Genomic DNA, 25,178 nt, shown 5'->3' with positions numbered 1-25,178 from the left:
TCCTGATGGAATTGCGGCACCTGCGCACCTTCGTCCGCGTCGCCGAAGAGCTGCATTTCGGCCGTGCCGCCGAACAGCTGCACATCGCCCAGTCCGCCATCAGCCAGCATATCCGGCTGCTGGAGGCGGATGTCGGCGTCCGCCTGCTCGACCGGTCGCGGCATCGCGTGAGCCTGACCGAGGCCGGCCGGGTCTTCCTGCCCGAGGCCCAGCGCACCCTGGCGCAGGCGGCCGCCGCCGCGCGGGCGGCGCGGGCCGCGGGCACCGGAGCGATCGGCCAGCTCGAATTCGGTTTCGTCGACAATGCGATCTGGTCGAGGCTCAGCACTGTCCTGCGGACCTTCCACGGACGCTATCCCGGCGTCGCGTTGAGGCTGCACCAGACCGATCGTGTCGCGCTGATCGCGGGCCTTGCCGAAGGCAGTCTCGATGTCGCGCTGGTTCCCGCGCCCTTGCCGGCTGCTTTGCCTGCGCCCGCCATCGCCTCCGAGGTGCTGGTCGCGGCCCCCTTCCTAGTGGCCTTGCCGCGGGGCCATCGGCTGGCCGGCCATGCGCGGCTCAGCCTCGCCATGCTCGCGGACGAGCCCTTCGTGCTGTTCCCGCCGCAGCTGCAGACGCGGCTCGGCGAGATCGTCCTCTCCGCCTGCGCCGATGCGGGATTCGCGCCGCGCATCGTGCAGGAGGCGCGCCAGGTCCATACGCTGCTGGCGCTGGTCGCCGCGGGGTTCGGCATCACGCTCGTGCCGGAATGGGTGACGGCCATCCAGGCCGCCGATGTCGTCTACCGGCCGGTGGCAACCGTCATGCCGCATTACGAGCTGCGGATCTGCTTCCGCGCGGAGAGGACGAACGCCGCCGTCGAGGCCTTTCGCCAGGTTGCCGCCGCATGCGTGCAAGGCCGGTTGCATGGTGAAGATTGATATAAGCATCGGTGGCATGGCGGGATCGGACGGAGCCGATGGTCTCGGATCCGTCACAGACCATTTTGACCGTGATCTCCAGTTACCTCCCGAAGAACAGAGAAACGGCAAGATCTTGGCCATGTCCGTCGAATGTTTCGCCGGCGGCGGGTCATGCCGAGCCGCTGCTCACGCCGAGCCGTCGCTTTGGCCGGACATGACCGACCGCGCTCAATGCGTGATCGCCTCGCGGCCGAACACGGCCATCAGGGTGCCCGTCATGGTCGCGATCAGCTTCTCGCGTCCGGCCTGCACCGCGAAGGCCTTAGCGTCGCAGACGCTGATGGTGCGGCCGGGTTTCACGACACGCGCGCGGAACAGGAAGACGTCGCCGGCCGCGGGCGCGATCAGGTTGGTCTTGAACTCGACCGTGAGGACCGCGGCATCGTCGGGCATCAGCGAGAAGGCGGCATAACCGCAGGCCGAATCCAGCGCCGTGGCGATGATGCCGGCGTGGATGAAGCCGTGCTGCTGGGTATAGGCGGGGGCATAGCCCATCCGCAGCACGATGGCGCCGGCGCCGAGCTCAGCGATCTCGATTCCGAGGCTCGTCATGGCCGTCTGGCGCGCGAAGCTCGCGCGGACGCGGGCGTCGAAATCGGGGTCCTTGGGAACGAAGCTCATCTCCGGCAATCTCCTCAGCGCAATGGCGCATGACGAGACGTGCCCGCTGTTGCAGATCTTCGTCTTGGAAAAATCGGACAGGGGCCGGCATCACCTGCCGTTCTGCCAGCGCGCGAAACCGGCTCGGCGACAGGCCGGCATGGCGTTTGAGATCGGCGCTCAGATGCGCCTGGTCGCAATAGCCCGCCTCCAGGGCGACCTGTGCGAGGTTGCCGCCGGAGGCGATGGCCGCCATGGCGCGGGTGAAGCGCTGAAGCGTCATGAGCCGCTTGGGCGGCAGGCCGGCGCGGCTCAGGAACCGCCGCTGCAGCGTGCGCGGCGCAAGGCCGGTGCTTGCGGCCAGTGCCATGACACTGGCCGCGCGTCCCGGCGCCAATGCCGCGAGGCATCGGTCGACCGGGTCGGCGGCCGGCTCGTCGGCAGGCCGCCCCCGTCCGGTATCCGTGCGAACCGCAAGGGCCGCGCAAACGGCTCCGGCCCAGTCATCGAGGGCATGGGCGATCGCATCCGGTGTGGCGCCGCCCTCGACCTCTGCAACGAAGGACCTGGCAAGGCCGAGCAGCGCCGCGCCCTCCCAGGCAATGTCGAGAGGCCGGCAGCGGAAGCCGAGCATCCAGCCGTGAAACGGGCGTGACCGCGGCCGCTGGCCGAAACGGGGCTTGCGGCAGACGGCCGTCCAGGCCAGGGGCGCCGCGGTTTCGCCCGCACCTCCTGCCTGCCGCCGCCCGACCAGGCAGATCTCGAGAAACGGCGACGAGAACAGCTTCGCCTCGGCGCCGATCAACCGCCCGCAGTCGTGGAGCATGAAGAGGTGGTCGACCGGGTTCCGGCGGCGATCCCGCGGCGCCAGCTCGACATAGAAGGAGGCCGTGTCAGCCATTGGCAGGCATGGGTCAAGACGCGTTCCGGCGGTCCGGCCGAAGCGCTCGCCGGCCTGTTCCTGCCGCATCATCGGCGGCCTTCGCTCCGACGGCAATGCCGAAAGGCGCGCCCGGATGGCTGGCCGGCTGTCGCAGCGATCGACCGCCTGGCGCGAAAGGGCGGCGGGGCCCGGCGCCTGTGGCTCAGACTTCGGCCGCCGCGCCGCGCACGGCCTCCAGCGTCGCATCGACGATCGCCGCATCATGTTCCGACGAGACGAACCAGGCGCCGCGTTCCAAGACGCGCACGCCGCGCCGGAGCAGCGCCAGGGCGAAGCGCTGATAGGCGGCCTTGTCGGCACGCGCGACGTCGCGATAGTTGCGGGCCGGCGCGTCGAGGCCGAAGGCGACGTGGAACATCAGCGGGAAGCCCGCGACCTGGGCCTTGATGCCGGCGCCGTTGAGGATGTCCCGGATGCCGTCCTGAAGGCGCTGGCCGTGCACCGAACTCGTCGCATAGTGCTCGGCCGTCAGCGCCTTCTGGGTCGCGACGAGGGCCGCCATGGCGATCGGCTGGGCATTGAACGTGCCGCCGTGCAGGACGCCGTCGGCGAAGAGGTCGATGAGCTCGGCGCGCCCTGCGACCGCCGCCACCGGAAAGCCGTTGGCGATGGCCTTGGCCATGATGGCGAGGTCCGGCGTCACGCCGAACCGTTCCTGCGCGCCGCCGGCGGCGAGGCGGAAGCCGGTAATGACCTCGTCGAAGATCAGCAGCGCGCCGTGCTTGCGGCAGGCGGCGAGTGCGCCCTCGAGATAGCCGGCGGCGGGTGCGATGGCGCCCTGGTTGCACATCGCCGGTTCCATCAGCACGGCCGCGACGTCGCCTTGGGCAAGGCGCGCCTCGAGCGCGGCGAGGTCGTTCCAGGCGAGGATCGACAGGCCCTCGTGGCCCGCCGGGTCCTGGCCGCGGCTGCCGACGACCGGTATCGGCGCCTCGTCGGGACCGGCGGCATTGAGCCCGGGCGCGGTCGACCAGAGGATGTTGTCGAACCAGCCGTGATAATGGCCCTCGAACTTGACGATGGTGCGCCGGCCGGTAGCGGCGCGGGCGAGGCGGATGGCGGCCTGCGCCACCTCCGAGCCGGACGAGCCGAAACGCAGGCGCTCGGCGCAGGGCACGCGCATGCAGACGAGCTCGGCCGCTTCATATTCGACCGGCGCCTGGCCGGCGAACAGAATGCCCTTTTCGGACTGCCGCCTCACCGCTTCGATGACCGGCGCCGGCGAATGGCCGAGCACGGTCGCGCCCATGCCGCAATAGTAGTCGATGATCCGGTTGCCATCGACATCGATGAGATAGGGCCCTTCGCCGCGCTCGAAGACGAGCGGACCGGGCACCATGCCGAGGCGGAAATTGCTGTTCACGCCGCCGGCCATGTAGCGCGCGTTGCGCGCGATCTGCCGGGCCGATTCCTCGAAGCTCAGGCCTTGCGCCTGCTGCGTGCCGTTCGCCGCCATTGCCTGTCCTCCGCTTGACGTTCCGGGGCCGAGCAGACCAGAGCGGCTGCACCATCACAAGGAACAGTAGTTTCGTCTTGCGGAATTCGAGGATGCAGGCTATGCGGCTGGCGTCGCGGGCAGGCGAGGCCGACATGGCGAAGACGTCCGACAATCCCTATCTCGTCCAGCCCGTCATGAAGGCGCTCGGCGTGCTGGAGCTGGTCGCGCGGCACGGCCACGAGATCGCGCTGACCGCGGTCAGCCGGGAATTGCGCATTCCGAAGACCACCACCTTCCGCTATCTGCAGACGCTGTCGGCGGCCGGCTTCCTCGATCACAACAGGGCGACCGACCGCTACACGGTCGGGCCGCGGCTGCGGGCGATCGCCCGCGCCGATGCCAGCATCACCAGGATCCGCGAATGCGCGCGGCCGGCCATGATCGAGCTGATGCACGAGTTCAACGAGACGGTGAATCTGGCGGTCAAAGGCAATGGCACCGTGGTCTATGTCGACCTGATCGAGGCCAACCGCTCGCTGCGCATGCAGGCGCGCATCGGCGACAGCCACCCCATGCATTCGACCGCGCTCGGCAAGGCCATCCTCGCCTTCCTCCCCGAGGCCGAGCGGCAGCGCCAGCTCGACCTGCCGCTCGCCGAGCGCACCGGCCGCACGCTGATCGACCGCGACGAGGTCGCGCGCCAGCTCAAGCAGGCGGTCAGGCTCGGCTACGCGACCGAAATGGGCGAGAACGAGGACGGGGCCATGTGCGTCGGCGTGCCGATCCTCGACGAGCGCGGCTATCCGGTCGCCGCGCTCAGCATTTCCGCGCCACTGATGCGCATGCCTCCTTCGCTGGCGGCCAAGGCCGGCAAGCGCCTGCGCGAGGTGGCGTCCGGCATTTCGGCGCGGCTCGGCTCGGGCTGAGGCGAGGAGCCGCGCGTCGGGCCTCGCGTCACAGCGATGTCTTGTGCAAGGCCGCTTCGCCGTCACGATCCCCGGGTTCCGTCCCGCGGCCAGTAGCGGCACGACACGACGTGGCCGGACGACACCTCGTGCCGCCAGGGCGTGCCCGTCCGCGCGTGGTCCTCGCCATGGATGCAGGCGCCGCCGTCGCCATCCAGGAAGCCGAGATCGGGCGGCGCGCGCTTCAGCCGTTCCCGCTGCAGGGCCGGATCGGGCACCGGCACGGCGTCGAGCAACAGGCGGGTATAGGGATGGCCCGGGCGATCGTAGACCTCGGCGGTCGGCCCCATCTCGACGACGTGGCCGCGATACATGACGGCGACCTTGTGGGCCATCTCCCGCACGATGGCGAGATCGTGGGCGATGAAGAGATAGGAGAGCCCGAGCCTTTCCTGCAGCGACTTGAGCAGCGCGACGATCTGCGCCTGCGTGCGCACGTCGAGCGCCGAGACGGGCTCGTCGCAGACGATGAAGTCCGGATTGACCGCCAGCGCCCGGGCGATGACCACGCGCTGGCGCTGGCCGCCCGAGAATTCGTGCGGATAGCGGCGCATCATCGCCGGGTCGAGATGGACGAGCTCGAGCAGCTCCGCCACCCGCTCGCGGCGCTGGCCGGCCGGCACGGTGCGATGGACGATCAGCGGTTCGGCGAGGATCGCCTCGATGGTCATGCGCGGATGCAGGCTCGAATAGGGGTTCTGCAGGACGAACTGCATGTGCCGCCGCATGCCGCGCAGCGCGCGGCCGCGCAGCGTCGTCAGCTCCTCGCCGCGCAGCCTGACCGAACCCTCATGCGCCTTCTGGAGCTGCAGCACGGCCCGGCCGGTGGTGGTCTTGCCGGAACCGGACTGGCCGACCAGGCCGAGCGTCTCGCCCGGCGCGATGGCGAAGGAGACCTTTTCGACGGCCTTGACGGGCCGCCCGCCCGCCCGGGCCGGGAACAGGACGGAGAGGTCGCGGACCTCGACGAGAGGCGGCGTCGCGGTCATCGTGCGCTTCCCATGCCGTCGAGGCGGGGCACCGCGTCGAGCAGCGCCCGGGTATAGGCGTGCCGCGGCGAAGCGAAGACCTCGCCGACCGGTCCGGTTTCGACGATCTCGCCGCGATACATGACGTTGACCCGGTCGACCATGCCGGCGACCACGCCGAAATCGTGGGTGATCAGCATCAGCGCCATGCCGCGCTCCTGCCGCAGCCGCATGAGCAGCCTGAGGATCTGCGCCTGCACGGTGACGTCGAGCGCGGTCGTCGGCTCGTCGGCGATCAAGAGATCCGGCTCGCAGGAAATGGCGATGGCGATCAGCACGCGCTGGCGCTGACCGCCCGAGAACTGGTGCGGGTGCCAGTCGATGCGGCGCTCCGGATCGGGAATGCCGACGAGGCCGAGGAGGTCGATGGCGCGTTCGCGCGCCGCCGCGCCGGAGAGTTTCAGATGACGCCGCAGCATGTCGGCCATCTGCGCGCCGATGGTCATGACCGGGTTGAGCGAGGTCATCGGATCCTGGAACACCATGGCGATGCGCCGGCCACGGAGGTCGCGCATCGCGGCCTCGTCGAGCGCCAGGATGTCCTCGCCGCGGAAGAGGATCGAGCCGCCGAGGTCGATCGCAGCCCCTTCCGGCGCGAGCCGCATGAGAGCGCGAGCCGTCACGCTCTTGCCGCAGCCGGATTCGCCGACGAAGCCGACTGCCTCGTTGGCGCCGATGTCGAAGGAGATGCCGCGGACGGCCTGGACGCGTTCATGGCGCGTCGCGACGCTGGCGGTCAGGTTGCGCACGCTGAGGAGAGGCACCGTCATCGCGATCCCCCGACATCCAGCACCTCGCGCAGGCCGTTGGCGAGCACGATGAAGGTGAGCGTGGCAAAGACGATGGCGGCGGCGGGGCCGATCACCGTGAGCGGCGCGAGCTCCATGAACTGGCGCGCTTCCGAAAGCATGCCGCCCCAGTTGGGATCCGGCGGCGGCGGGCCGAGGCCGAGAAAGGACAGGGCGGTGACGGTGAAGATGGTCTGCGACAGGGTCAGGCTGGTCGCGACCAGGATCGGCGAGGCCACGATGGGCAGGATGTGGCGCAGCACGAGGCGCAGCTCGCTCATGCCGATGCTGCGCGCCGCTTCCACATGGTCCCATCGCTTCACGCTGAGCACCGGCGCACGTACCACCCGCGCCATGGCGGGCGTATAGACGATGGCGATGGTGACGATGAGGTTGGGCACGGTCGGGCCGAGGGCGGCGACGACGGCGATGGCGAGCAGCAGCACCGGGAAGGCGAAGACGACGTCCAGCACGCGCATGATCGTCTCGTCGACGAAGCCGCCGCAATAGCCGGCGGCGAGGCCGAGGACCAGGCCGGCGACCAGCGCGATGGCGACGGCGCTGACCGTGATCATGAGCGTGGTGCGGCCGCCGACGATCAGGCGGCTCAAGACGTCGCGGCCGATCTGGTCCGTGCCGAGCCAGTGCCGCGCGCTGGCGCCGGCGAGCGAATCCGGCGATGTGGCGGCGGGATCGAAGGGCGCGATCAGCGGCGCGAAGACCGTGACGATCAGCATGGCCGCGAGCATGGCAAGGCCGATGCCGACCAGCAGCCCGCCCCGGCTCGCGGGCCGGCGCCGGCGCGCCGCCGGCGTGGCCGCGCCAAGGTGTGTGTCCTCCGCGACGTCGCTCACATCTGCACCCGCGCATCGACCCGCGCATAGGCGATGTCGATGACCGTATTGACCAGCACGACGATGCCGGCGGCGACCAGCACGATGGCCTGGATCACCGGATAGTCGCGGCTGGTGATGGAATCGAAGAGATATTGGCCCATGCCGGGAATGGCGAAGATGGTCTCGACCAGGATCGAGCCGCCGAGCAGGGCGGCGATCTTGAGGCCGGCGGCGGTGATGACCGGGGTGAGCGCGTTGCGCAGGAGATAGTGGCCGAGGATCGTCCGGGGCCTCAGCCCCTTGGCGCGGGCAACCATGACGAAATCCTGCGAGGCGACCTCGAGCACCGCCGCGCGGGTGTTCTCGGCGATCGTCACGGAGACGCCGAGCGCCAGCGCGAGAGCCGGCAGCAGGAGGCTCGCGAGATTGGCGAGCGGAGCCTCGAAGAAGGGCGTGTAGCCGAAGATCGTGACCCCGGGCAGGTAGAGCCCGAACAGCAGCACGATCAGTGTGGCGACGACATAGTTCGGCACGGCCAGCACGAAGCCGTTGACGAGCCGGAGCAGCCAGTCGACGAAGCCGCCGAGCCGGGCCGCGGCGAGCCCGGTGGCGAGGCCCAGGACCGCGGCCATGACGGCGGCGATCAGGGTCAGCTCGAAGGTGACGGCGAGCCGGCCCACGACCTCGCCGAGCACCGGCTGGCGGGTGACGAAGGAGGTGCCGAGGTCGCCCTTCAGCGCATGGCCGAGCCAGGCGAGATATTGCGCGATCAGCGGCTGATCGAGGCCGAGATCGCGGCGGATCGCGGCGAGCACGTCAGGGCCGACATTCTGGGCGCCGGCGGCGGCCACCGCGAAATCGCCGGGGATCGCGCGCATCAGAAGGAAGGCGACGAGCGAGACGCCGAGGAGGATCGCCGCCATCGCGGCGAGACGGCCGAGGATGAAGCGAGTCATTGCAGCCGGTTCCCTCGCCGGTGGCCGGACGCTATTTCTTCAGCCATGTCGTGCGCACGAAGGAGCGGATGTTGGCCGCCAGCGGCACGTAGCCGTGGACATGGTTCCACCAGATCTCCCAGCGCAGCGGATATTGGTAGATCTGCAGCACATAGGCCTGGTCGGCGATGCGCTTCTGGATGTCGAGGTTGCGCGCGGCGCGCCTTGCCGTGTCGAGCTCGGCACGCGCCTCCAGGATCATCCGGTCGAGCTCGGCGTCGCTGGCGCCCATCGCCTTTCCGAAGCCGCTGTCGGACCGGACATACTGGAAGATCGTATCGGGATCCGGCGTCCAGGACAGCGCCACCGAGAGCAGCGTCGGCCAGGTGCCGGTGGCCCACATGTTGAGCAGCGGCGCGGTCTCCATCGGCACCAGCTTCACCGTGATGCCGGCCGCTTGCCATTGCTGCTGCAGGATCTGCGCGCAGGCGACGTCGAGCGGATTGGCCGCGACGATGATGTAGTCGCCGAGATCGATGCCGTCGGCATGGCCGGCTTCGGCGAGCAGCGCCTTCGCCGCCGCCGGATCGTGCCGGTAGTAGGGCAGCTCGCCGGTGCCGTCATAGCCGCCGACCTGGCTTTCCGGGATCATCGCGCCGATCTTGCCGGAGCCGCCGAGCACCGTGTCGAGGGAGGCCTTGCGGTTGGTCGCAAGGCTCAGCGCGCGGCGTACCCTGACGTCGTCGAGGGGCTTGGCCTTCATGTTCAGCCAGATCGGGAAGGTGCGCGAGGTCTGGCCGGGAGCCGAAACCAAGTTGGGCGCGGCGCGGGTGATGGCGGCCGCCACCTTCGGATCCTTCAGCCAGGTCATGTCGATGGCGCGCGAGCGCAGCGCCGAGGTCAGCGTCGCCTGGTCCTTGTAGAACTTGAACACGACGCGGGCGAGATGGGGCTGACCGGGCTCGTAATAGCCGGCATGGCGCGTCAGCGCGAACTGCTGGTTCGGCTGATAGGCCTCGAAGGCGAAGGGGCCGGTGCCGACCGGCCGCCGGTCGAGGCCGTCCACGCCCCTGGGCACGATGGCGCCGTTCGGATTGGTCGCGAGATTGCTCAAGAAAGCCGCGTCCGTCGTCTTGAGGGCAAAGCGCACCGTGGTCGGATCGACCGCCGTCACGGTCTCGATGCTGGAATAGAGCGCCCTCAGCCGGCTGCCGGTCGCCGGGTGCATGATCCGGTCGAACGTGTGCTTGACGTCGGCGGCCGTGAAGGGCTGGCCGTTGTGGAACGTCACGCCCTGCCGCAGCTTGAAGATGTAGGTCGTCGGATCGGGCTGCTCGAAGCCGGTCGCAAGATCCGGCTCGATCTTCATCTCGGCGTTCCAGCGCAGGAGGCCGCTGTAGATCAGGCTGGTGAAATCGAAGGACGAAAAGGCCGTGACTGTCACCGGATCGAGGCCGATCGGATCCGCATCGGCGCCGATGGTGAGCGTGCCGCCGGCAACCGGTGCCTGGCCGAGGGCCGGCCCGTTCCATACGCCGGGTACCGCCGTACCCGCGCCGACAGCGGCGAGGATCTGCAGCAGGCTGCGCCGCGACGGGCCGCCCGCGGCCACCGGCAACTGCGCCATCGGAAACGGCGATGTCATCACGCGCGACCCTCCCCCGGATATTGTCGAGGCCGCCGGTTCCCGGCGTGCTCCGCGGACGGCTGGGCGCCCGGTTCGTCGTCGAAAGACCGGCGGTCTCGGCCCTTCTCGGATCAGGCTAGGAAGGGCGCAAATTCGCGTCAAGGATCGGCTGTTTCACCAGAAGGAACGAGCCCGGCTTGATCCGGTCCGGCCCGAGGGGGCGAAATGGGCGGGCCGAATGCCGCAAAGAGGGAAGGACCGTCCGCCATGGCCGAGCGCCGCCGCATCCTGCTCGCCGCGCTCTTTCACGAGACGCACAGTTTCGTCGACGAGGTCACCCGGCTCGCCGATTTCAGCATCCGTCGCGCCGACGACGTGCTGGCGCGGCGGGGCGACGGCTCGACCGTCGACGGCTTCCTCGAGGTCGCGGAGGCCGAAGGCTGGGTGGTGGTGCCGACGGTCGATTATACGGCGCTGCCGTCCGGCACGGTCGACCAGGCCGTATTCGACCAGTTTCTCGCCGAATGCGAGGCGGCTCTGAACGCCGCGCTCGCCGCCGGCCGGCTCGACGGCATCTGGCTCGCCTTGCACGGGGCGATGGTGACCGAGGCCTGCACCGACCCGGAAGGCACCCTGCTGGCGCGGATCAGGAGCGTTCCCGGCTGCGCGGACATTCCCGTCTTCGGCGTCTTCGACCTGCATGCCAATTTCACCGCCGCCATGGCGGATCACGCCAATGCGCTCGTCGCCTATCGGGAGAACCCGCACAGCGATGCGCGCGAGGCGGCGGTGCGGTCGGCCAAGCTGCTGGCGCGGGCGCTGAACGAGCGGCGCCTGCCGCGCATGGTCTCCGTCAATGCGCCGGTCGTCTGGCCGCCGACCGGCACAGGCACGGCCGACCGGCCGATGCGCGACCTCGAAGCATTGGCGCGCAGCATCGAGCGGGACAATCCGGACATCTGGGTGGTCAATGTCGTCGGCGGCTATTCCTTCTCCGACGTGCCGGAGGCGGGTGTCGCCTTCTCGCTCGCCACCACCGGGCCGGAGGCGGATGCCCGTGCCGCACTCGATCGTCTGAACCGGACCGCGATCGCGTTGCGCGATCTCGGCCTGCCGCCGGAATGGGATATCGACGCGGCGGTGCGCGCGGCGCTGGCCGCCCCGGGCGGCCCGCATCTCATCGTCGAACCTGCCGACAATATCGGCGGCGGTGCGCCGGGCGACGGCACCTCGGTGCTGCGCGCCTTCCTGCGCCACGGGGTTGCGGACAGCGCGGTGGCGATCGCCGACCCCGCCGCCGTCGCGGCGCTGGCCGGCGCGAAACCCGGCGAGGTCAGGCGGCTCTCCATCGGCGGCAAGGGCAGCGCCATTGCCGAAGGGCCGGTCGAGGCGGATGTCACCTTCGTCAGCGCGAGCGACGGCCGCTTCCGGCTGGAGGACCTCAACAGCCACCTTGCCGCCTCGCAGGGCCATGAGTTCAGCATGGGACCGAGCGCGGTGGTGACCACCGGCGGCGTCACCGTGCTGCTGACCAGCCGCAAGACCCCGCCCTTCGACCTCGCCCAGTTCCGCTCGCAGGGCATCCACCCGGAACGGCTGAAGGCCATCGGCATCAAGGCGGCGGTGGCGCACCGGCGCGCCTATGATCCGATCGCCAAGGGCAGCTACACGGTCGCGACGCCGGGGCCCTGCACGAGCCGGATCACCGGACTGCCCTATACCCGCCTGCGGGAGGGCGTGTTCCCGATCAGCCGGGACCCTTCGTCCAGCTGAGGCCGTCCGCGGAAGCGCCGGGGGTGGCCGGCGAGGCCTGGCGACGAGGCCGAGCCATCGCCGCGGCTCGGGCGCCTCCGTCATCGCTGCGCGGCGGCCTGGCCGTCCAGACGCGACCGGATCCGGTTCATCTGCTCGATTTCCCGCTGCTGCGACCTCACGATCTCGTCGCAGAGACGGATGAGCTCCTGATCGGTCAGGCGGTTCTGCCGGCACATGAGGATCGCGCCGGAATGGTGCGGGATCATCGAGGCGATGAACTGCCGGTCGCCGACAAGCGTCTGGGCACGGGTGGCGGCCAGCGCGGCGATGCAGAGAAGGGCGAAGCCGAGACAGAGCACCGTATTGAGGCCGCGGCGCGGATACATCCGGCTCATCGTCGCCAGCATGATGATGCCCATCGGGGCGGCCATGGTCAGCGCCATATAGGCCATGTTGATGTTCTGGCGGAAATCGTGCCAGCCGTCGATCATCGTGAACATGCCGAGATACATGACGGCCAGGCCGAGCAGCACGTTGACGGCGAGCATGCCATAGTTCCAGCCGATCCCGCCGTGGCGGTCGGGATGGTCGTGCGCCTGACGAGGCGCCTGATCGTGCTGCGCCATAGGATGGTCGTGTTCTGCCATGGGCCGCTCCCGTTCCGGGCCGGAGGCATCGAAGCCTCCGACCTGCCTCAGGCTGGAACCCGCCATTGGCGCCCGGCGTTCCCTGGACATCGAGAGGCCCAGCGCGTTCTTGCCGAACCGATCCGCGCGGGCACAGGAATCGAGGTCGAGCCACCGCAAAGCAGGGAGTTCCCGCCATGGCTTTCGCGCTCGAAAGTCCCGCCTTCGCCGACGGTCAGCCCATTCCGGACACGCATGCCCGCGACGGGCGCAACCTGTCGCCGCCGCTGCGGTGGCGCGACCCACCCGCGGGCACCCGGAGCTTCCTCCTGGTCGTCGAGGATCCGGACGCGCCGAGCGGCCTGTTCCGCCACTGGGCGATCTACGATATCGCCAGCGAGCGCAGTCAACTGCCGGAGGGCACCACGGCCGGCGCCAAGACCGAAAGCCTCGGCCGGGGCGTCAACGATTTCGGCAATGCCCGCTATGACGGTCCCCAGCCGCCCAGGGGACATGGCGTGCACCACTACCATTTCCGCCTCTCGGCGCTCGATGTCGAGACGTTGCATTGCGGACCGAAGACGCCCATTGCCGACGTCATCGATCGGGCGCGGCCGCATGTCATCGCCTCCACCGAGCTCGTCGGCACCTACGAGGCCCGCTGATGGCGAAACCGGCGGGCCGGACGGGCAGTGTATGGGCCGCCGGCGCCGCGCCCGCGCCCTTCCCGCCGCTGGACGGCGACCACCGCGCGGAGACGGTGATCGTCGGCGCCGGCATCGTCGGCCTGACCACCGCCCTGCGGCTGGTGGAGCAGGGCCGCGCGGTCACGGTACTGGAAGGGCTGCGCGTCGGGCGCCAGGTCAGCGGCCGGTCCACCGCCAAGATCACCACGCAGCACCGGCTCATCTATCGCGACCTGATCGCCGGCGTCGGCACCGAGCGGGCGGGCGCCTATGCCGAGGCGAACATGTGCGGCGCGGCGCAGATCGACCAGTGGATCGCCGGGCACGGCATCGCCTGTGATGTCGAGCGCAAGGCGGCCTATGTCTACACCGAGGACCCCGGCCGCCGCGGCGATCTCGACGCGGAAGCGGCAGCGGCGCGCAGCCTCGGCCTCGCGGCCGAGGTGGTGGCGCGCGCGCCGCTGCCTTTCGTGACGGCCGGCGCCTTGCGTTTCCCCGATCAGGCGCAGTTCAATCCGGTCCGCTATCTCGAGGGCCTGGCGCGAGCCGTCGTCGCGCGCGGCGGCCGGATTCACGAGGACAGCCGGGTGCTCGCCATCGACGAGGGCGCGCGCTGGCGCGCCGTCACGGCGCGCGGAGCGGTCGAGGCCGACCATGTCGTCGTCGCCACCAACATGACGATCCAGACGCCGGTCGGCATGGCGAACCGCACGCAGCCTCGCAGCCATGTGGTCATGGCCTTCCGCACCGACGATCCCGGCGCGGTGGACGGCATGTTCATCAGCGCCGAGGAGCCTTCCCATTCGCTGCGCACCGGGCGCGACGCTTCGGGCCCGGTCCTTGTCGTGCTCGGCCCGCATTTCGGCACCGGCCTCGACGGCGATGTCGCCGCGCGGTTTGCGGCGCTCGAGCAATGGGCGCGGGCGCATCTGCCGGTCGGCGAAGCGCTCTGGCACTGGTGCAACGAGGACTACGACACCGCCGACCGGATCCCGCTGGCCGGCGAGCCCGATCCCGCCAGGGCGGCCGGCTTCCACATTGCGACCGGCTTCAATGCCTGGGGCATTACCAACGGCACCGCGGCCGGCCTCATGATCGCCGATCGCATCCGCGGCAAGCGCCATCCGTGGACGGAGCTCTACGATTCCGCGCGACCGCTGCCGTCCGGCTTCCATCACAATGGCGACAGCGGGTCATATGTCGCGGGCCCCGACGACATCGGCGCCGGCGAGGGAGGCGTGATCGTCAGGGGCGAGGACAAGATCGCCCTGTGGCGCGAGCCGGACGGCACGCTGCATGCGCTGTCCGCCGCCTGCACCCACAAGGGCTGCACGGTGACCTGGAACAATGTCGAGCGGAGCTGGGACTGCCCCTGTCATGGCTCGATCTTCGCGGCCGACGGCGCCGTCATCCACGGGCCGGCGCGCACGCCTCTCGCGCCGGCGAAGGGTTTCGGCTGACGATCCGCGCGCGTCCACCGGCCGGCGCGGGCAGGAACGATGCGGGAGTTTCGCCATGGTGCATCTGGTCGAGGCCAGGCACAACGTGTCGCTGGACGACTACGAAGGTGTCGCCAATCTCAGCCGGGCGGTGCGTGATCTGCGCCAGGAAGCGCGGAGCCTGCTCCCTGCTCTTCAGGGGCGCCGCGTCTGGATGATCAACAGCACCAGCCGCGGCGGCGGCGTCGCCGAGCTGCTGCCGCCGCTCGTCGCCTTGCTGCGCGAGCTCGGCGTCGATGCCAACTGGCTGGTGATGGACGCCGACGAACCCGAATTCTTCCGGCTCACCAAACGCCTCCACAACCTGATCCACGGCGAGGGCGATCCGAACCTCGGTGAAACCGAGCGTGCGCTCTACGACCGGGTCAGCCGCGATACCGCCGCGGCGGCGGCGCATCATGTCGCGCCCGGCGACGTGCTCGTGGTCCATGACCCCCAGCCGCTGGGAGCGGGCGCTGTCCTCAGACGGACGAAGGAGATCGCCGCGATCTGGCGCTGCCATATCGGCCTCGACCGCAAGACGCCGGAAACCCGCGCCGCCTGGCGCTTCCTGGATGCCTGCGCATCGGCCTACGACCACGCGGTCTTCACCGCCCCGGAATACATTCCGAGCTGCCTTGCCGGACGGGCATCGATCATTCATCCGGGCATCGATCCGCTGAGCCACAAAAACAGGGATTTGTCGGTTCACAAGCTGGTCGGGATCCTGGCCAACGGCGCGCTGATCCGCGCGCCCGGGCCGATGCTGACGCCGCCCTTCCCGCAGCCGGCCGAGCGGCTCCAGCGCACCGGCAACTGGGCGCCTGCGACGGAGCCCGAGGATATCGGCCTGCTCCATCGCCCGATCGTGACCCAGGTCTCGCGCTGGGACCGGCTGAAAGGGTTCCTGCCGCTGATGCAGGGTTTCGCCGCGCTGAAGCGTGATCTTCCCGGCAAGGCCGGCCTGCGCGACGGGCATCGGCGCACGCTGCAGCTCGCCCGGCTGGTCCTGGCGGGCCCGGATCCGGCATCGATCCAGGACGATCCCGAGGGCAGGGAGGTGCTGGAGGAGCTGCGCAGGGCCTATGCCGCCCTGGCGCCGGACCTGCAGGACGACATCGCGATCGTCGTTCTGCCGATGAGCTCGCAGAAATACAATGCGCTGCTGGTCAACGCCCTGCAGCGCTGCTCCGACATCGTGGTGCAGAACTCGCTCCAGGAAGGCTTCGGGCTGACCGTGACGGAAGCCATGTGGAAGCACGCGGCCATCATGGGATCGCAGGCTGCGGGGCTCCGCCAGCAGGTCCGCCCCGATCTCGACGGGTGCCTCGTGGCGGATCCCGAGGATCCGCGCGCGATCGCGGCGGCGCTGGACGGCCTGCTGCGCGATCCCTGGCGGCGCGAGACGCTCGGCCGCAGCGCCCAGCAGCGGGCCTATGACGATTTCCTGGTCTTCACGCAGGTCCGCAACTGGCTGGTCCTGATCGCCGAGACGATCAGGGCTCGCTGGCCATGACGGCGCATGCGTCCCGTGGGCCCTTCTGCCGGCCGTCGCGCGCGAATGCGGTCGAAGGAGAGCCCTGTCCATGCGGGGCTTTTCCAATTCTCACGACGCGGTCGGGACCGAAGCGAACCTCCGGATCGCGGCCAGCCGCCGCGCGGCCCTCGCACCGAAATACGACAGGTGCCGTATTTTGAGAGGAGGCGCCTGGCGGTACCCTTCCGGCGGTTGCGGCCCGCAGAATCTGCATCCGGCGCGCGATCCGTGGACGAGCGCCGGAGCCAAGGCATGCCAAAACATCTGTTGTCCCGCGCTTCCCTGGTCGCGCTCATGCTGGCGAGCGCTGCGCTGACGGCGCCGGCGCCAGCGCTGGGCCAGCAGATCGAGCACGGCGGCGGCAGCGGCTCCGACGGCTGGAGCGGCGGCCGCGGCGGCGGCGGCGGTGGCGGTTTCGGGCTGCCGGGCCGCGGCGCTCCAGCTGGTTCTGCCGGCACCGATGAGGCAGGCGGTCATGGCGGGGGCTATGATCCCGCCTTCTCCGACGGTCGCGGTGGGGCAGCCGGCGGCGTGATCAGCGGGGCCGCGATCCTGACGCGAGGTTATGACGGCAGCACTGGCTCGGCCGGTACGGGCAATGGCGGCGGCGGCGGCGGCGCCGGGCTTGTGCTGCGGGGTGGCGGCGAGGTCGATACCAACGACTGGACCATCACCGGTGGTGATGGCGGAATCGGCGCGGCTGCGATCGTGCCGGGCTGGCCCAGCCATGGTTCCGGCGGCGGCGGCACGGGCCTTCTGGTGCTTGACGGCGGCAAGATCACCGTGGCCGGCAGTGGGGTCACGGGTGGCCGCGGCGGCGGTTCGACGGCAACCGGGGCTGCCGATGGCGGCGCGGGCCTCTTTCTTCGCGATGGCGGCAGCCTGACCAATGTCGGTGGGATTGTCGCGGGAGGCGCTGGCGGGACGGTGGGCGGCGCCGGCACCGCCGGGCGCGGCGGCGCGGGGGTTCTGGCCAATGGCGGAACGATCGTCAATGAGCAGTTGATAGCGGGAGGCAAGGGTGGAGACGCGACGACGTCAGGCGCGGCGGGAAGCGGCGGCGCCGGCCTCGAGGCGTGGGGCAGCACCATCACCAATACGAGCGGGATCGTCGGCGGTTGGGCCGGCGCGGTTGCCGCCGGTCCTGGTGCCGGCGGCGGCGCTGGCGTGATCCTGCGCGATGGCGCGCGCAGCGTGCTCATCAATCAGCTCGTGATCGGCGGGGGAAGTGGAGGCTCGGCAGCGGGAAGCGGCTACGCCGGCGGCGTGGGCGGCAGCGGCGTCGAAGTGGGCAGTGGCCATGCCCTTGCGGGCATCAGCGAGGTCACCAACAGCCTCGGCGCCCAGATTCTCGGTGGATCTGGCGGGGGCGGAGCCGGCACTGGTGGCGAAGGCGGCGCCGGTATCCTGTTCCGCGCCGCCGGCAGGCTCGTCAATGCGGGCGACATCAAAGGGGGGGCGGCCGGGGTCGGCAGCGACGCCAATCGCGGTGGACATGGCGCTGCGGCTGTTGTTCTCCAGTCGGGCGGCAAGGTCGAAAATTCGGGCTTGCTGCAAGGCGGCGCCGGCGGGAATAGTGACAGAGGGGTTGGGGGACGGGGCGGCGCTGGCGTGATCGCCACCGGCGGCATCATCGAGAACAGCGCCAGGATCTTCGGAGGGACTGGTGGCGATACCAACCTGGGTATGGCCGGCGGCGGCGGCGTCGGCATTCGGTCCGACGGCGCTGCCATCACCAACACCAGGGACGGCGAAATAACCGGCGGAACTGGCGGTCTGCCGTCCTTTGTCGGGGGAGGTACCGTAAGCGGCGGCGCGGGCGTTCAGGCGACCGGCGGCAGCATCGACAACGAAGGGCGCATCACCGGCGGCAACGGCGCGCCGTCATCAGGCCGACCGGTGGCAACGGGCGTGGGCGGGGCCGGCATTCAGGCCGACGGCACGACCATCACCAATCGGGGGGTGATCCTCGGCGGCAATGGCACCTTCACCCTGAACGGCCCTTTGCCCTTCGACGGCCCGGGCGGCGCCGGCATCACCGGCAGCGCGCTGACGATCGTCAATACCGGCACCATTTCCGGCGGGCTCAGTGGCCAGACTGGGACGCGTGCGCTCGCGATCGCTCTCACCGGCGGCGCGAGCCGTCTGACCCTGGGACTGACAGGCAGCCTCGTCGGTGGCATCGACATTGCGGGCGGAGCGTCGCTCACCCTGCACCAGGCGGACAACGATGCAACGATCGCCGGAGCCATCACCGGCGCCGGCAGCCTGATCAAGACCGGTGCGGCGACGGTTGTGCTGTCGGGCTCCAATACCTATTCCGGAGGGACGACGATCAGCGGCGGCGTGCTGCACTTCCAGGCCGGCGCGGCGCTCGGCGGCGGGCTCGTCACGCTCGATGGCGGCACCCTGCGCAATGGCGAGGCCATTGGCACTCTTACCCTCGCGAACGGTCTGGTCGTCACCGCGCGTGGCGGCACGCTCGACGCAGGTTCGGGCTGGATCTCGGTCGACACAGCCATATCGGATGTCGATGGCGGGGGCACGCTGACCATTGCCGGCAATGGCAGTGCGATGCATGGCGTCTTGCTGCGGGCGGCGAACAGCTATCATGCCAAGACCCATGTCACGGCGACCGGCCAGCTCTGGGGTCTGGCGCTGGATGCGTTCTCGGCGAATTCCGACCATGTCGTCGACGGGCTGTTGAACACGACCTATGCGCTGGCGGTGACCCTGCGCTCCCTGTCGGGTGCGGCGACCGGACGGGTCATCGCCATGGGCGCGGACGACCGCACGCTGACACTGGCCATGCCCAGCGGCACGGCCGATTTCGCCGGCACGATCTTCGATTCCGACGGTGGCGGCCGGGTCTCGGTGGTGAAGACCGGTGCCGGCCATCAGATCTTTTCCGGCACCAACAGCTATACCGGAACGACGACGGTCGACGGCGGCACGCTGAGCGTCAACGGCTCGATCGTCGCCTCGCCCCTGGTCACGGTCAATGCCGGCGGCACGCTCGGTGGCATCGGCACGGTCGGCGAGACGGTCATCCATGCCGGCGGCACGCTGGCGCCCGGCAATTCGATCGGCGCGCTGACCGTCCAGGGGGGACTGACCTTCGCGGCCGGTTCGACCTATGCCGTCGAGGTCTCGCCGCTCGGTTCCGACCGGGTGAACGTATCGGGCACGGCGACGCTCGGCGGCGCGACGGTGGCGGCCTCTTACGCGCCGGGCACCTATGTCACCAAGCGCTATACGATCCTCACCGCCGGCACGATCAGCGGTGCCTTCGCCGGCCCGGTCAACACCAACCTGCCGGCCAATTTTACCGTCGCGCTGAAGCAGGACGCCACCAGCGTCCATCTCGACCTGACGCTGAACTACGTGCCGGGAGGGCCCGATCCGGGCGGCCCCAACCCCGGCGGCCCCAATCCGGGTGGCCCGAACCCCGGCGGCCCCGACCCCGGCGGCCCGGACCCGGGCGGTCCCACTCCGCCGCGCTTCGGCACGGGCCTGACCGTCAATCAGGCCCATGTCGCACGCGCCCTGGTGAACTCGTTCAACACGGCCGGCGGCATTCCGCTCGTCTTCGGTGCGCTGACGCCGACGGGCCTGTCCGGTGCTTCCGGCGAGGCCGCGACCGGCATTCAAGCCGCGACCATCGGCGTGATGAGCCGCTTCCTCGGCCTGATGACCGATCCCTATTCCAACGGCCGCCATGCGAGCGCGACCGAGATGGCCGACCTCGCGCGGGGGCCGCGCGGCGTCATCGTCGCCGAGCCCACGCGCTGGAGCGCCTGGGCCTCCGGCTATGGCGGCGTGCAGGCGCTCGGCGGCCATGCGGCGATCGGTTCGCACGGCACCTCGACCAGCATCTATGGCAGCGCTTTCGGTGCCGACTATCGCCTCTCGCCGGATACGACGATCGGCTTCGCGCTGGGTGCGGCCGGCACCAGCTACCGGCTTGGCCAGGGGCTCGGCGGCGGCTCCTCCGACGTGTTCCAGATCGGTCTCTACGGCCGCCACCAGATCGGCGCGGCCTATGTCGCGGCGGCGCTCGCCCATGGCTGGCAGGACGTGACCACCGAGCGGCGCTTCATGGGCGACCGGCTCACCGGCCGCTTCACCGCCAACGCCGTCTCCGGCCGGATCGAGGCCGGCTATCGCGTCGCGACCGGCTTTGCCGGGCTGACGCCCTATGCCGCCGGCGAGGTCGTCAGCCTCTCGGTGCCTGGTTATCGCGAGCAGGTGACCTCGGGCTCCGGCCTGTTCGCGCTTGACTATGCCGGACGCTCGGCGACCGCCTGGCGCGCCGAGCTTGGCCTCAGGGCCGACAAGGCGCTCCGGATCGGCGAGGCCGAGCTCACCCTGCGCGGCCGGCTCGCCTGGGCCCACAATGTCAACCCGAACGCCGTCGTCGGCGCCGCGTTCACGAGCCTGCCGGCCTCCGGCTTCGTCGTGCAGGGCGCGCGCGAGGCGCCGAATGCGCTGCTGACCTCGGCCGGCGCCGAGCTCAAATGGACGAGCGGCTGGTCGGCCGCCGCGACCTTCGAAGGCAGCTTCTCAGGCCGTGGCTCCAGCTATGCCGGCCGCGGGACGCTCCGCTACCAATGGTGAGAGGGCAGGTCCGCCCGCATTGTCGCGGGCCATGCCCGGCCGGCCGCTGCGACCGGCCGGCTCGATGCCGCGCTCGCCGCGCTCGCGGCCATCCCGCGCGAAGGACCGGATGCCAGGATCGGGCATTGAGGTCGGTCGGACACGGCCCCAAGATGTCTTGAAAAGAAGCGGGCGATTCTGCGGAACGCGGCGCCCCGATCGGTCCGGTGGAAAGTCTGCGATAGGTGCCTGATGGGATCGGCAATCTTCATGCACCGCACGGATTCGATCTACGACGACAGCCCCTCCGAACGATACCAGTTCCCGCGTCAATATTTCGGCCGGGTGCGGCAATGCATCGGCGACTGGATCATCTATCTCGAGCCCACCAAGGTGCCAGGCACGCGCGGCTATTTTGCCATGGCCAAGGTGGAGGGCGTGGTTCCCGATCCGACGGCGGACGGCATGTTCGTCGCCCTGATCGAGCCCGGCAGCTACATGGAATTTCCGACCTCCGTTCCGTTCAGGACCAACGGCGTCTATGTCGAGCGGGGCATGCTGAACGAGCGCGGCGTTCCCTCGGGCCGGGCTCAGGCCGCGGTCAGGCCGTTGTCGAGCGACGATTTCAACCGCATTCGCGACCTCGGTTTCGATCGCGAGGACATGCTGCCGCGAAACGATCCGGCGGGGGAGGCTGCCGGCTTCGCGGAGGACCAGATTCCTTTTCAATGGGGTGACGAGCAGGATCGCATGAAGGCGCTGACGTCGCGCTATGTCCGGAACGCGATTTTTCGCAAGGTGGTCCTGCGGGCCTATGACGAGCGCTGCGCCATCACGGGCCTGAAGCTGATCAATGGCGGCGGGCGCGCCGAGGTTCAGGCCGCCCATATCCGCCCCGTGGGGGCACGGGGGCCGGACGCGATTCAGAACGGCATCGCCCTGTCGGGAACCGTCCATTGGATGTTCGACCGCGGGCTGATCAGCCTCAGCGACGACCTGGACATCCTGATTTCCCGGAAGGTCAACGATGTCGACAGCGTCAGGTCGATCATCAACAGGAGCGGCCGCGCGCGGCTGCCGCAACGCGCCGCCGATCGGCCGCACCCGCACTTTCTCAACTGGCACCGGGAAAACTGCTTCAAGCAGTAGGCAGGGGCGCCGCCCGCCGCTCTCAACCCGTCTTCCGTACCCGTTTCTCCTCGGCCACCCGCGCCTGATGGGCGAGCAGCCGGGCGAGCACGGCGCCAGCGCCAGTGCTGTTGGTCAGGTGATAGGCGTTGTCGGCGGGCAGGGCCGAGACCAGGCGCCGATGGGCTTCGCCCAGGCTGTGATAGGGCAGGCCGGGCAGGAAATGGTGCAGCCCGTGATAGCGCAGACCGACCGGCGCCCAGAGCATGGGCAGCATGGCGGGCGGCGGCACGTTGACCGTGTCCATGAGCTGCTCGACCGCGTCCATTTCTTCGCCTTCGTTCTCCCAGTGGTGGGCGAACAGCGTGCGGAACTGGTTGATGAGGGCGATGCCGGCGGCAATGGCGAGCACGATCAGCGCGGAGCTCCAGGAGATCGCCCCGGTCAGAACCAATGCCGCCACCGTCCAGGCATAGAGGCTGGCCGCCGCATCCAGCACCAGCCAGCGGCGAGCCAGCGTCGGGGTCAGTTCCGGCCGCCGGAAGGCCGGATTGATGACGAGCGCGGACAGGCGCTCGACCATCAGGCGGCGAAGCGGCGGAATGACCGCTGCGAGCGGCACCAGGACCAGCGAACGCGCGATCAGCAGGAGCGGGAAGGTGAGCGAGGCGACGGTGAAGGCGACGAGGCTGAGCGGCCGGTCATGGGCGAGCGGCAGATATTCGGGATCGCGGATCGTGCCGTAATGGGTCTTGGCATGGTGCAATGTGTGCACGCCTTCATAGAAGAAGGAGGGCACCAGCAGGGGAATGCCGACCAGCAGGTTCCAGCCGGTCCAGAAGCCGGGCAGGGTCGACAGCCGGACATGGGTCAGCTCGTGAATGAACAGGATCGCCCGGTAGAGCGCCAGCACGGCGACGATGCCGGCGAGGACACGCACCGGCACCGGCAGGCCGGCGGCGACGGCGGCGGCGACACTGCCGTAGCCGATGACGGTGCTGGCCAGGAGATCGGCCCAGTAGACGAGCGGTCGCGGCTGCATGAGATCGGCGGTCAGCCGGTGCGCGGCCTTCAGCAGCTGAGCGCTTTCGCTCTTCGCGGCGGACCTGGTTTCGACGGATGGCGGGTTCATGACGGTCAAGGCGTCACTCCGGATGCACGGCCCGGATCGGGCGGGCGGCACGATACCGAAGCCGGCGCGCCGCGACAACGCGCCACCGCTGGCCCCGGAAGGTCCAGGGGCGAGCGCTTGCCTCAAGCGGGATCGGAGACGATCGCCTCGGCGAGGGCCACGACCTTGTCGCCGCCATTGCGCAGGAAGATGCGCAGCGTCAGGCGCGGGCGGTCCTCGGACGTGTCGGCGCGCACGACGCGGGCCGCGATCGACAGCGTCTCGCCGACCGCGACCGGCAGCGCGAAGCGGGTCGACAGCTTGTCGCATTGCGCGCCCGGCAGCCAGCCGGCGAGCGCCGTGTCGGTGAGACCCATCAGCAGCATGCCCTGCACGACCGGTCCGGCCAAGCCGATGGCCCGGGCCGCGCCGGCATCGACATGGATCGGATTGTCGTCGCCCGAAGCCGTGGCGTAGCGGCGCACCCAGGCGAGATCGATCGGCCCGAAGCGCCGCGGCGCGAACTGGTCGCCGGTCGTGAAGCCGCCGAGCGTCATGGCAGGAGCCGCAGCAGGGTGTGCAGGCGGGCAAGCACCCGGCCGTCCGCCTGTGCCACCTCCGCCTTGAGGTCGACATGGATGGCGTCGCTGCGGTGCGCCTCGACGGCGAGCGTCAGCGGCGTATCGAGCGGCAGCGGGGCGACAGGCTCCACGGTCTGCATTTCGTGCACCGGCAGGGCGCCCGGCTTGTCGGCACCGAGATCGCGCATGAGCGCGACCACGGCGGCGTCCGTCAGCCAGCGGATCGGATAGGTCGACGGCAACCGGCCGGCGCTGGGTTCGGCGCCGACGGCCAGCGCATAGGCCTTGGCATCGCCGGCGGCCGCGGTGACGGCGAGGCGCAGCGAGGCCTTGCGGCCGATCGGGCTCACGCCGCGCGCCCGATCACCAGCGCGGCATTGATGCCGCCGAAGGCGAAGGAATTGCTCAGGGCGAGGCCGATCGGCTTGTCTCGGCCGACATTCGGCACGCAGTCGATCGCGCAATGGGGGTCGGCCGCGGCGAAATTGATCGTCGGCGGGATCCGTCCCTCCTCGAGCGCGCGCACCGTGATCACCACCTCCACGGCGCCGGCCGCGCCCAGCGTATGGCCGTGCACGGGCTTGGTCGAGCTGACCGGCAGGTCGGCGGCGTGATTGCCGAAGACCCGGCGAATCGCCTCGCTCTCGGTGGTGTCGTTCAGCACCGTGCCGGTGCCGTGGGCGTTGACATAGTCGATGGCGCCGGGTGCGACGCCCGCGTCGTCGAGCGCGGCGGCCATCGCATCGGCGGCGCCGTCGAGATCCGGCCGCAGAATGTCCTTGGCATCGCTCGTCGTGCCGTAGCCGAGAAGCCGCGCGCGGATGCGCGCGCCGCGCGCCAAGGCCGTGTCCTCCGCCTCGACGATCAGGGCCGCGCCCGCTTCGCCGAGCAGCAGGCCGTTGCGCCCCTTGGAGAAGGGCCTGCAGAGATCGGGCGACAGGACGCGCATGGCCTCCCAGGCCTTGAACCCGCCCGGCGTCACGATGGCCTCGGTGCCGGCCACGATGACCCTGTCGGTCAGCCCGGCCCGCACCATCATGAGCGCCATGCCGAGCGCCTGGGACGAGGAGGCGCAGGCGCTGGAAATGACGAAGGTGGTGCCGGTGCAGCCATAGGCCATGCCGACCTGCGAGGCGGCGGCGCTGGTCATGGCCCGCGGCACGGTGAGCGGATCCGGGCGCTTGCCGGCCGCCAGGGTCAGCGTGCCGTCCTCGATGGAGCCGATGCCGGCGACCCCGGTGCCGACGATCACCGAGCTGCGATTGCCGAAGGGCATGGCGTCGGCGAGCCCGGCATCGCGCACCGCCTCGTCCGCGGCCATCAGGGCGAAGGCGGTGCAGCGGTCGTAGAATCCGGTCTTCTTGTCGGGGAAGATTTCGGGGAGGTTGAGCTCGGGAATCTGCGCCGCAACCTTGACGGAATTGTTGACGTCGCGGGTAAGCCTGACCGGGCGGGCGCCCGAAATGCCCTGGGAGGCGGCGAGCCAGAGGGCCTCGGCTCCGAGGCCGGCGACCGAGATGGCGCCGATGCCGGTGATGACGACTGGTCTGCCGGGCAC

The 25,178-nt window shown here is 70.0% G+C and carries 21 protein-coding genes; 8 read left to right on the top strand and 13 right to left on the bottom strand.

Annotated features, from left to right (window positions below):
• Positions 1–5: 5 nt before the first annotated feature.
• On the top strand, positions 6–920 hold the full coding sequence (locus OZ671_RS01855; protein ID WP_268859140.1) for a LysR family transcriptional regulator: 915 nt from the start codon (positions 6–8) through the stop codon (positions 918–920).
• Positions 921–1,130: 210 nt separating this feature from the next.
• On the opposite strand, the gene OZ671_RS01850 is transcribed toward OZ671_RS01855, so the two are convergent.
• The 3 genes from OZ671_RS01850 to OZ671_RS01840 form a co-directional block, all read right to left on the bottom strand.
• Entirely contained in the window at positions 1,131–1,583 is a 453-nt protein-coding gene (locus tag OZ671_RS01850; protein ID WP_442957044.1) for a PaaI family thioesterase, read from the bottom strand.
• Positions 1,486–2,535: an AraC family transcriptional regulator gene (locus OZ671_RS01845; RefSeq protein WP_268859138.1), complete on the bottom strand. Its 1,050-nt coding sequence runs from the start codon at positions 2,533–2,535 to the stop codon at positions 1,486–1,488. Before OZ671_RS01845 ends, OZ671_RS01850 begins: the two co-directional genes overlap by 98 nt.
• Before the next feature lie 112 nt (positions 2,536–2,647).
• The gene (locus tag OZ671_RS01840; RefSeq protein ID WP_268859137.1) at positions 2,648–3,961 is read right to left on the bottom strand and encodes an aspartate aminotransferase family protein; all 1,314 of its coding nucleotides are present in this window, start codon (positions 3,959–3,961) and stop codon (positions 2,648–2,650) included.
• 134 nt (positions 3,962–4,095) lie between these two features.
• On the opposite strand from OZ671_RS01840, the gene OZ671_RS01835 reads away from it, so the two are divergent.
• Positions 4,096–4,869, top strand: a complete 774-nt coding sequence (locus OZ671_RS01835; RefSeq protein WP_268859136.1) for an IclR family transcriptional regulator — start codon at positions 4,096–4,098, stop codon at positions 4,867–4,869.
• Between the two features lie 62 nt (positions 4,870–4,931).
• Here the strand turns inward: OZ671_RS01835 and OZ671_RS01830 are convergent, their stop codons facing one another.
• The 5 genes from OZ671_RS01830 to OZ671_RS01810 are packed head-to-tail and all read right to left on the bottom strand — an operon-like array spanning position 4,932 to position 10,140.
• A complete protein-coding gene (locus tag OZ671_RS01830; RefSeq protein WP_268859135.1) occupies positions 4,932–5,897 on the bottom strand; it encodes an ABC transporter ATP-binding protein in 966 nt (321 codons plus the stop codon).
• The gene (locus tag OZ671_RS01825) at positions 5,894–6,706 is read right to left on the bottom strand and encodes an ABC transporter ATP-binding protein (RefSeq protein ID WP_268859134.1); all 813 of its coding nucleotides are present in this window, start codon (positions 6,704–6,706) and stop codon (positions 5,894–5,896) included. The genes OZ671_RS01830 and OZ671_RS01825 overlap by 4 nt, the downstream gene beginning before the upstream one ends.
• Positions 6,703–7,578: an ABC transporter permease gene (locus OZ671_RS01820; protein WP_268859133.1), complete on the bottom strand. Its 876-nt coding sequence runs from the start codon at positions 7,576–7,578 to the stop codon at positions 6,703–6,705. The genes OZ671_RS01825 and OZ671_RS01820 overlap by 4 nt, the downstream gene beginning before the upstream one ends.
• Positions 7,575–8,516, bottom strand: a complete 942-nt coding sequence (locus tag OZ671_RS01815; RefSeq protein WP_268859132.1) for an ABC transporter permease — start codon at positions 8,514–8,516, stop codon at positions 7,575–7,577. Before OZ671_RS01815 ends, OZ671_RS01820 begins: the two co-directional genes overlap by 4 nt.
• Positions 8,517–8,547: 31 nt before the next feature.
• The gene (locus tag OZ671_RS01810; protein WP_268859299.1) at positions 8,548–10,140 is read right to left on the bottom strand and encodes an ABC transporter substrate-binding protein; all 1,593 of its coding nucleotides are present in this window, start codon (positions 10,138–10,140) and stop codon (positions 8,548–8,550) included.
• A 249-nt stretch (positions 10,141–10,389) separates the two neighbouring features.
• Between OZ671_RS01810 and OZ671_RS01805 the strand changes: the two genes are divergently transcribed.
• Positions 10,390–11,895: a M81 family metallopeptidase gene (locus OZ671_RS01805; protein ID WP_268859131.1), complete on the top strand. Its 1,506-nt coding sequence runs from the start codon at positions 10,390–10,392 to the stop codon at positions 11,893–11,895.
• 80 nt (positions 11,896–11,975) lie between these two features.
• Here OZ671_RS01805 and OZ671_RS01800 read toward each other — a convergent pair whose 3' ends face one another.
• Positions 11,976–12,524, bottom strand: a complete 549-nt coding sequence (locus tag OZ671_RS01800; protein ID WP_442957043.1) for a DUF305 domain-containing protein — start codon at positions 12,522–12,524, stop codon at positions 11,976–11,978.
• Between the two features lie 176 nt (positions 12,525–12,700).
• On the opposite strand from OZ671_RS01800, the gene OZ671_RS01795 reads away from it, so the two are divergent.
• From OZ671_RS01795 to OZ671_RS01775, 5 genes are all read left to right on the top strand, one after another.
• Positions 12,701–13,168 carry a YbhB/YbcL family Raf kinase inhibitor-like protein gene (locus OZ671_RS01795; RefSeq protein ID WP_268859130.1) on the top strand — a complete coding sequence of 156 codons (468 nt, stop codon included), beginning with the start codon at positions 12,701–12,703 and terminating at the stop codon, positions 13,166–13,168.
• Positions 13,168–14,649 carry an FAD-dependent oxidoreductase gene (locus tag OZ671_RS01790; protein WP_268859129.1) on the top strand — a complete coding sequence of 494 codons (1,482 nt, stop codon included), beginning with the start codon at positions 13,168–13,170 and terminating at the stop codon, positions 14,647–14,649. Before OZ671_RS01795 ends, OZ671_RS01790 begins: the two co-directional genes overlap by 1 nt.
• Positions 14,650–14,704: 55 nt before the next feature.
• Positions 14,705–16,183: a glycosyltransferase gene (locus OZ671_RS01785; protein WP_268859128.1), complete on the top strand. Its 1,479-nt coding sequence runs from the start codon at positions 14,705–14,707 to the stop codon at positions 16,181–16,183.
• A 273-nt stretch (positions 16,184–16,456) separates the two neighbouring features.
• Positions 16,457–20,821 carry an autotransporter domain-containing protein gene (locus tag OZ671_RS01780; RefSeq protein WP_268859127.1) on the top strand — a complete coding sequence of 1,455 codons (4,365 nt, stop codon included), beginning with the start codon at positions 16,457–16,459 and terminating at the stop codon, positions 20,819–20,821.
• Between the two features lie 231 nt (positions 20,822–21,052).
• Entirely contained in the window at positions 21,053–21,949 is an 897-nt protein-coding gene (locus OZ671_RS01775) for an HNH endonuclease (protein WP_268859126.1), read from the top strand.
• Positions 21,950–21,971: 22 nt separating this feature from the next.
• Here the strand turns inward: OZ671_RS01775 and OZ671_RS01770 are convergent, their stop codons facing one another.
• From OZ671_RS01770 to OZ671_RS01755, 4 genes are all read right to left on the bottom strand, one after another.
• Complete coding sequence (locus tag OZ671_RS01770; protein WP_268859297.1) at positions 21,972–23,060, bottom strand: fatty acid desaturase family protein; 1,089 nt, start codon at positions 23,058–23,060, stop codon at positions 21,972–21,974.
• Positions 23,061–23,182: 122 nt separating this feature from the next.
• Entirely contained in the window at positions 23,183–23,596 is a 414-nt protein-coding gene (locus OZ671_RS01765) for a MaoC family dehydratase (protein WP_268859125.1), read from the bottom strand.
• Positions 23,593–23,970: a hypothetical protein gene (locus OZ671_RS01760; protein ID WP_268859124.1), complete on the bottom strand. Its 378-nt coding sequence runs from the start codon at positions 23,968–23,970 to the stop codon at positions 23,593–23,595. The genes OZ671_RS01765 and OZ671_RS01760 overlap by 4 nt, the downstream gene beginning before the upstream one ends.
• Entirely contained in the window at positions 23,967–25,178 is a 1,212-nt protein-coding gene (locus OZ671_RS01755; protein WP_268859123.1) for a beta-ketoacyl-[acyl-carrier-protein] synthase family protein, read from the bottom strand. Before OZ671_RS01755 ends, OZ671_RS01760 begins: the two co-directional genes overlap by 4 nt.

The organism is Phreatobacter sp. AB_2022a (genome assembly GCF_026847585.1).
Taxonomy (GTDB): Bacteria; Pseudomonadota; Alphaproteobacteria; order Rhizobiales; family Phreatobacteraceae; genus Phreatobacter.
This window is presented reverse-complemented; position numbering and strand designations above follow the sequence as displayed.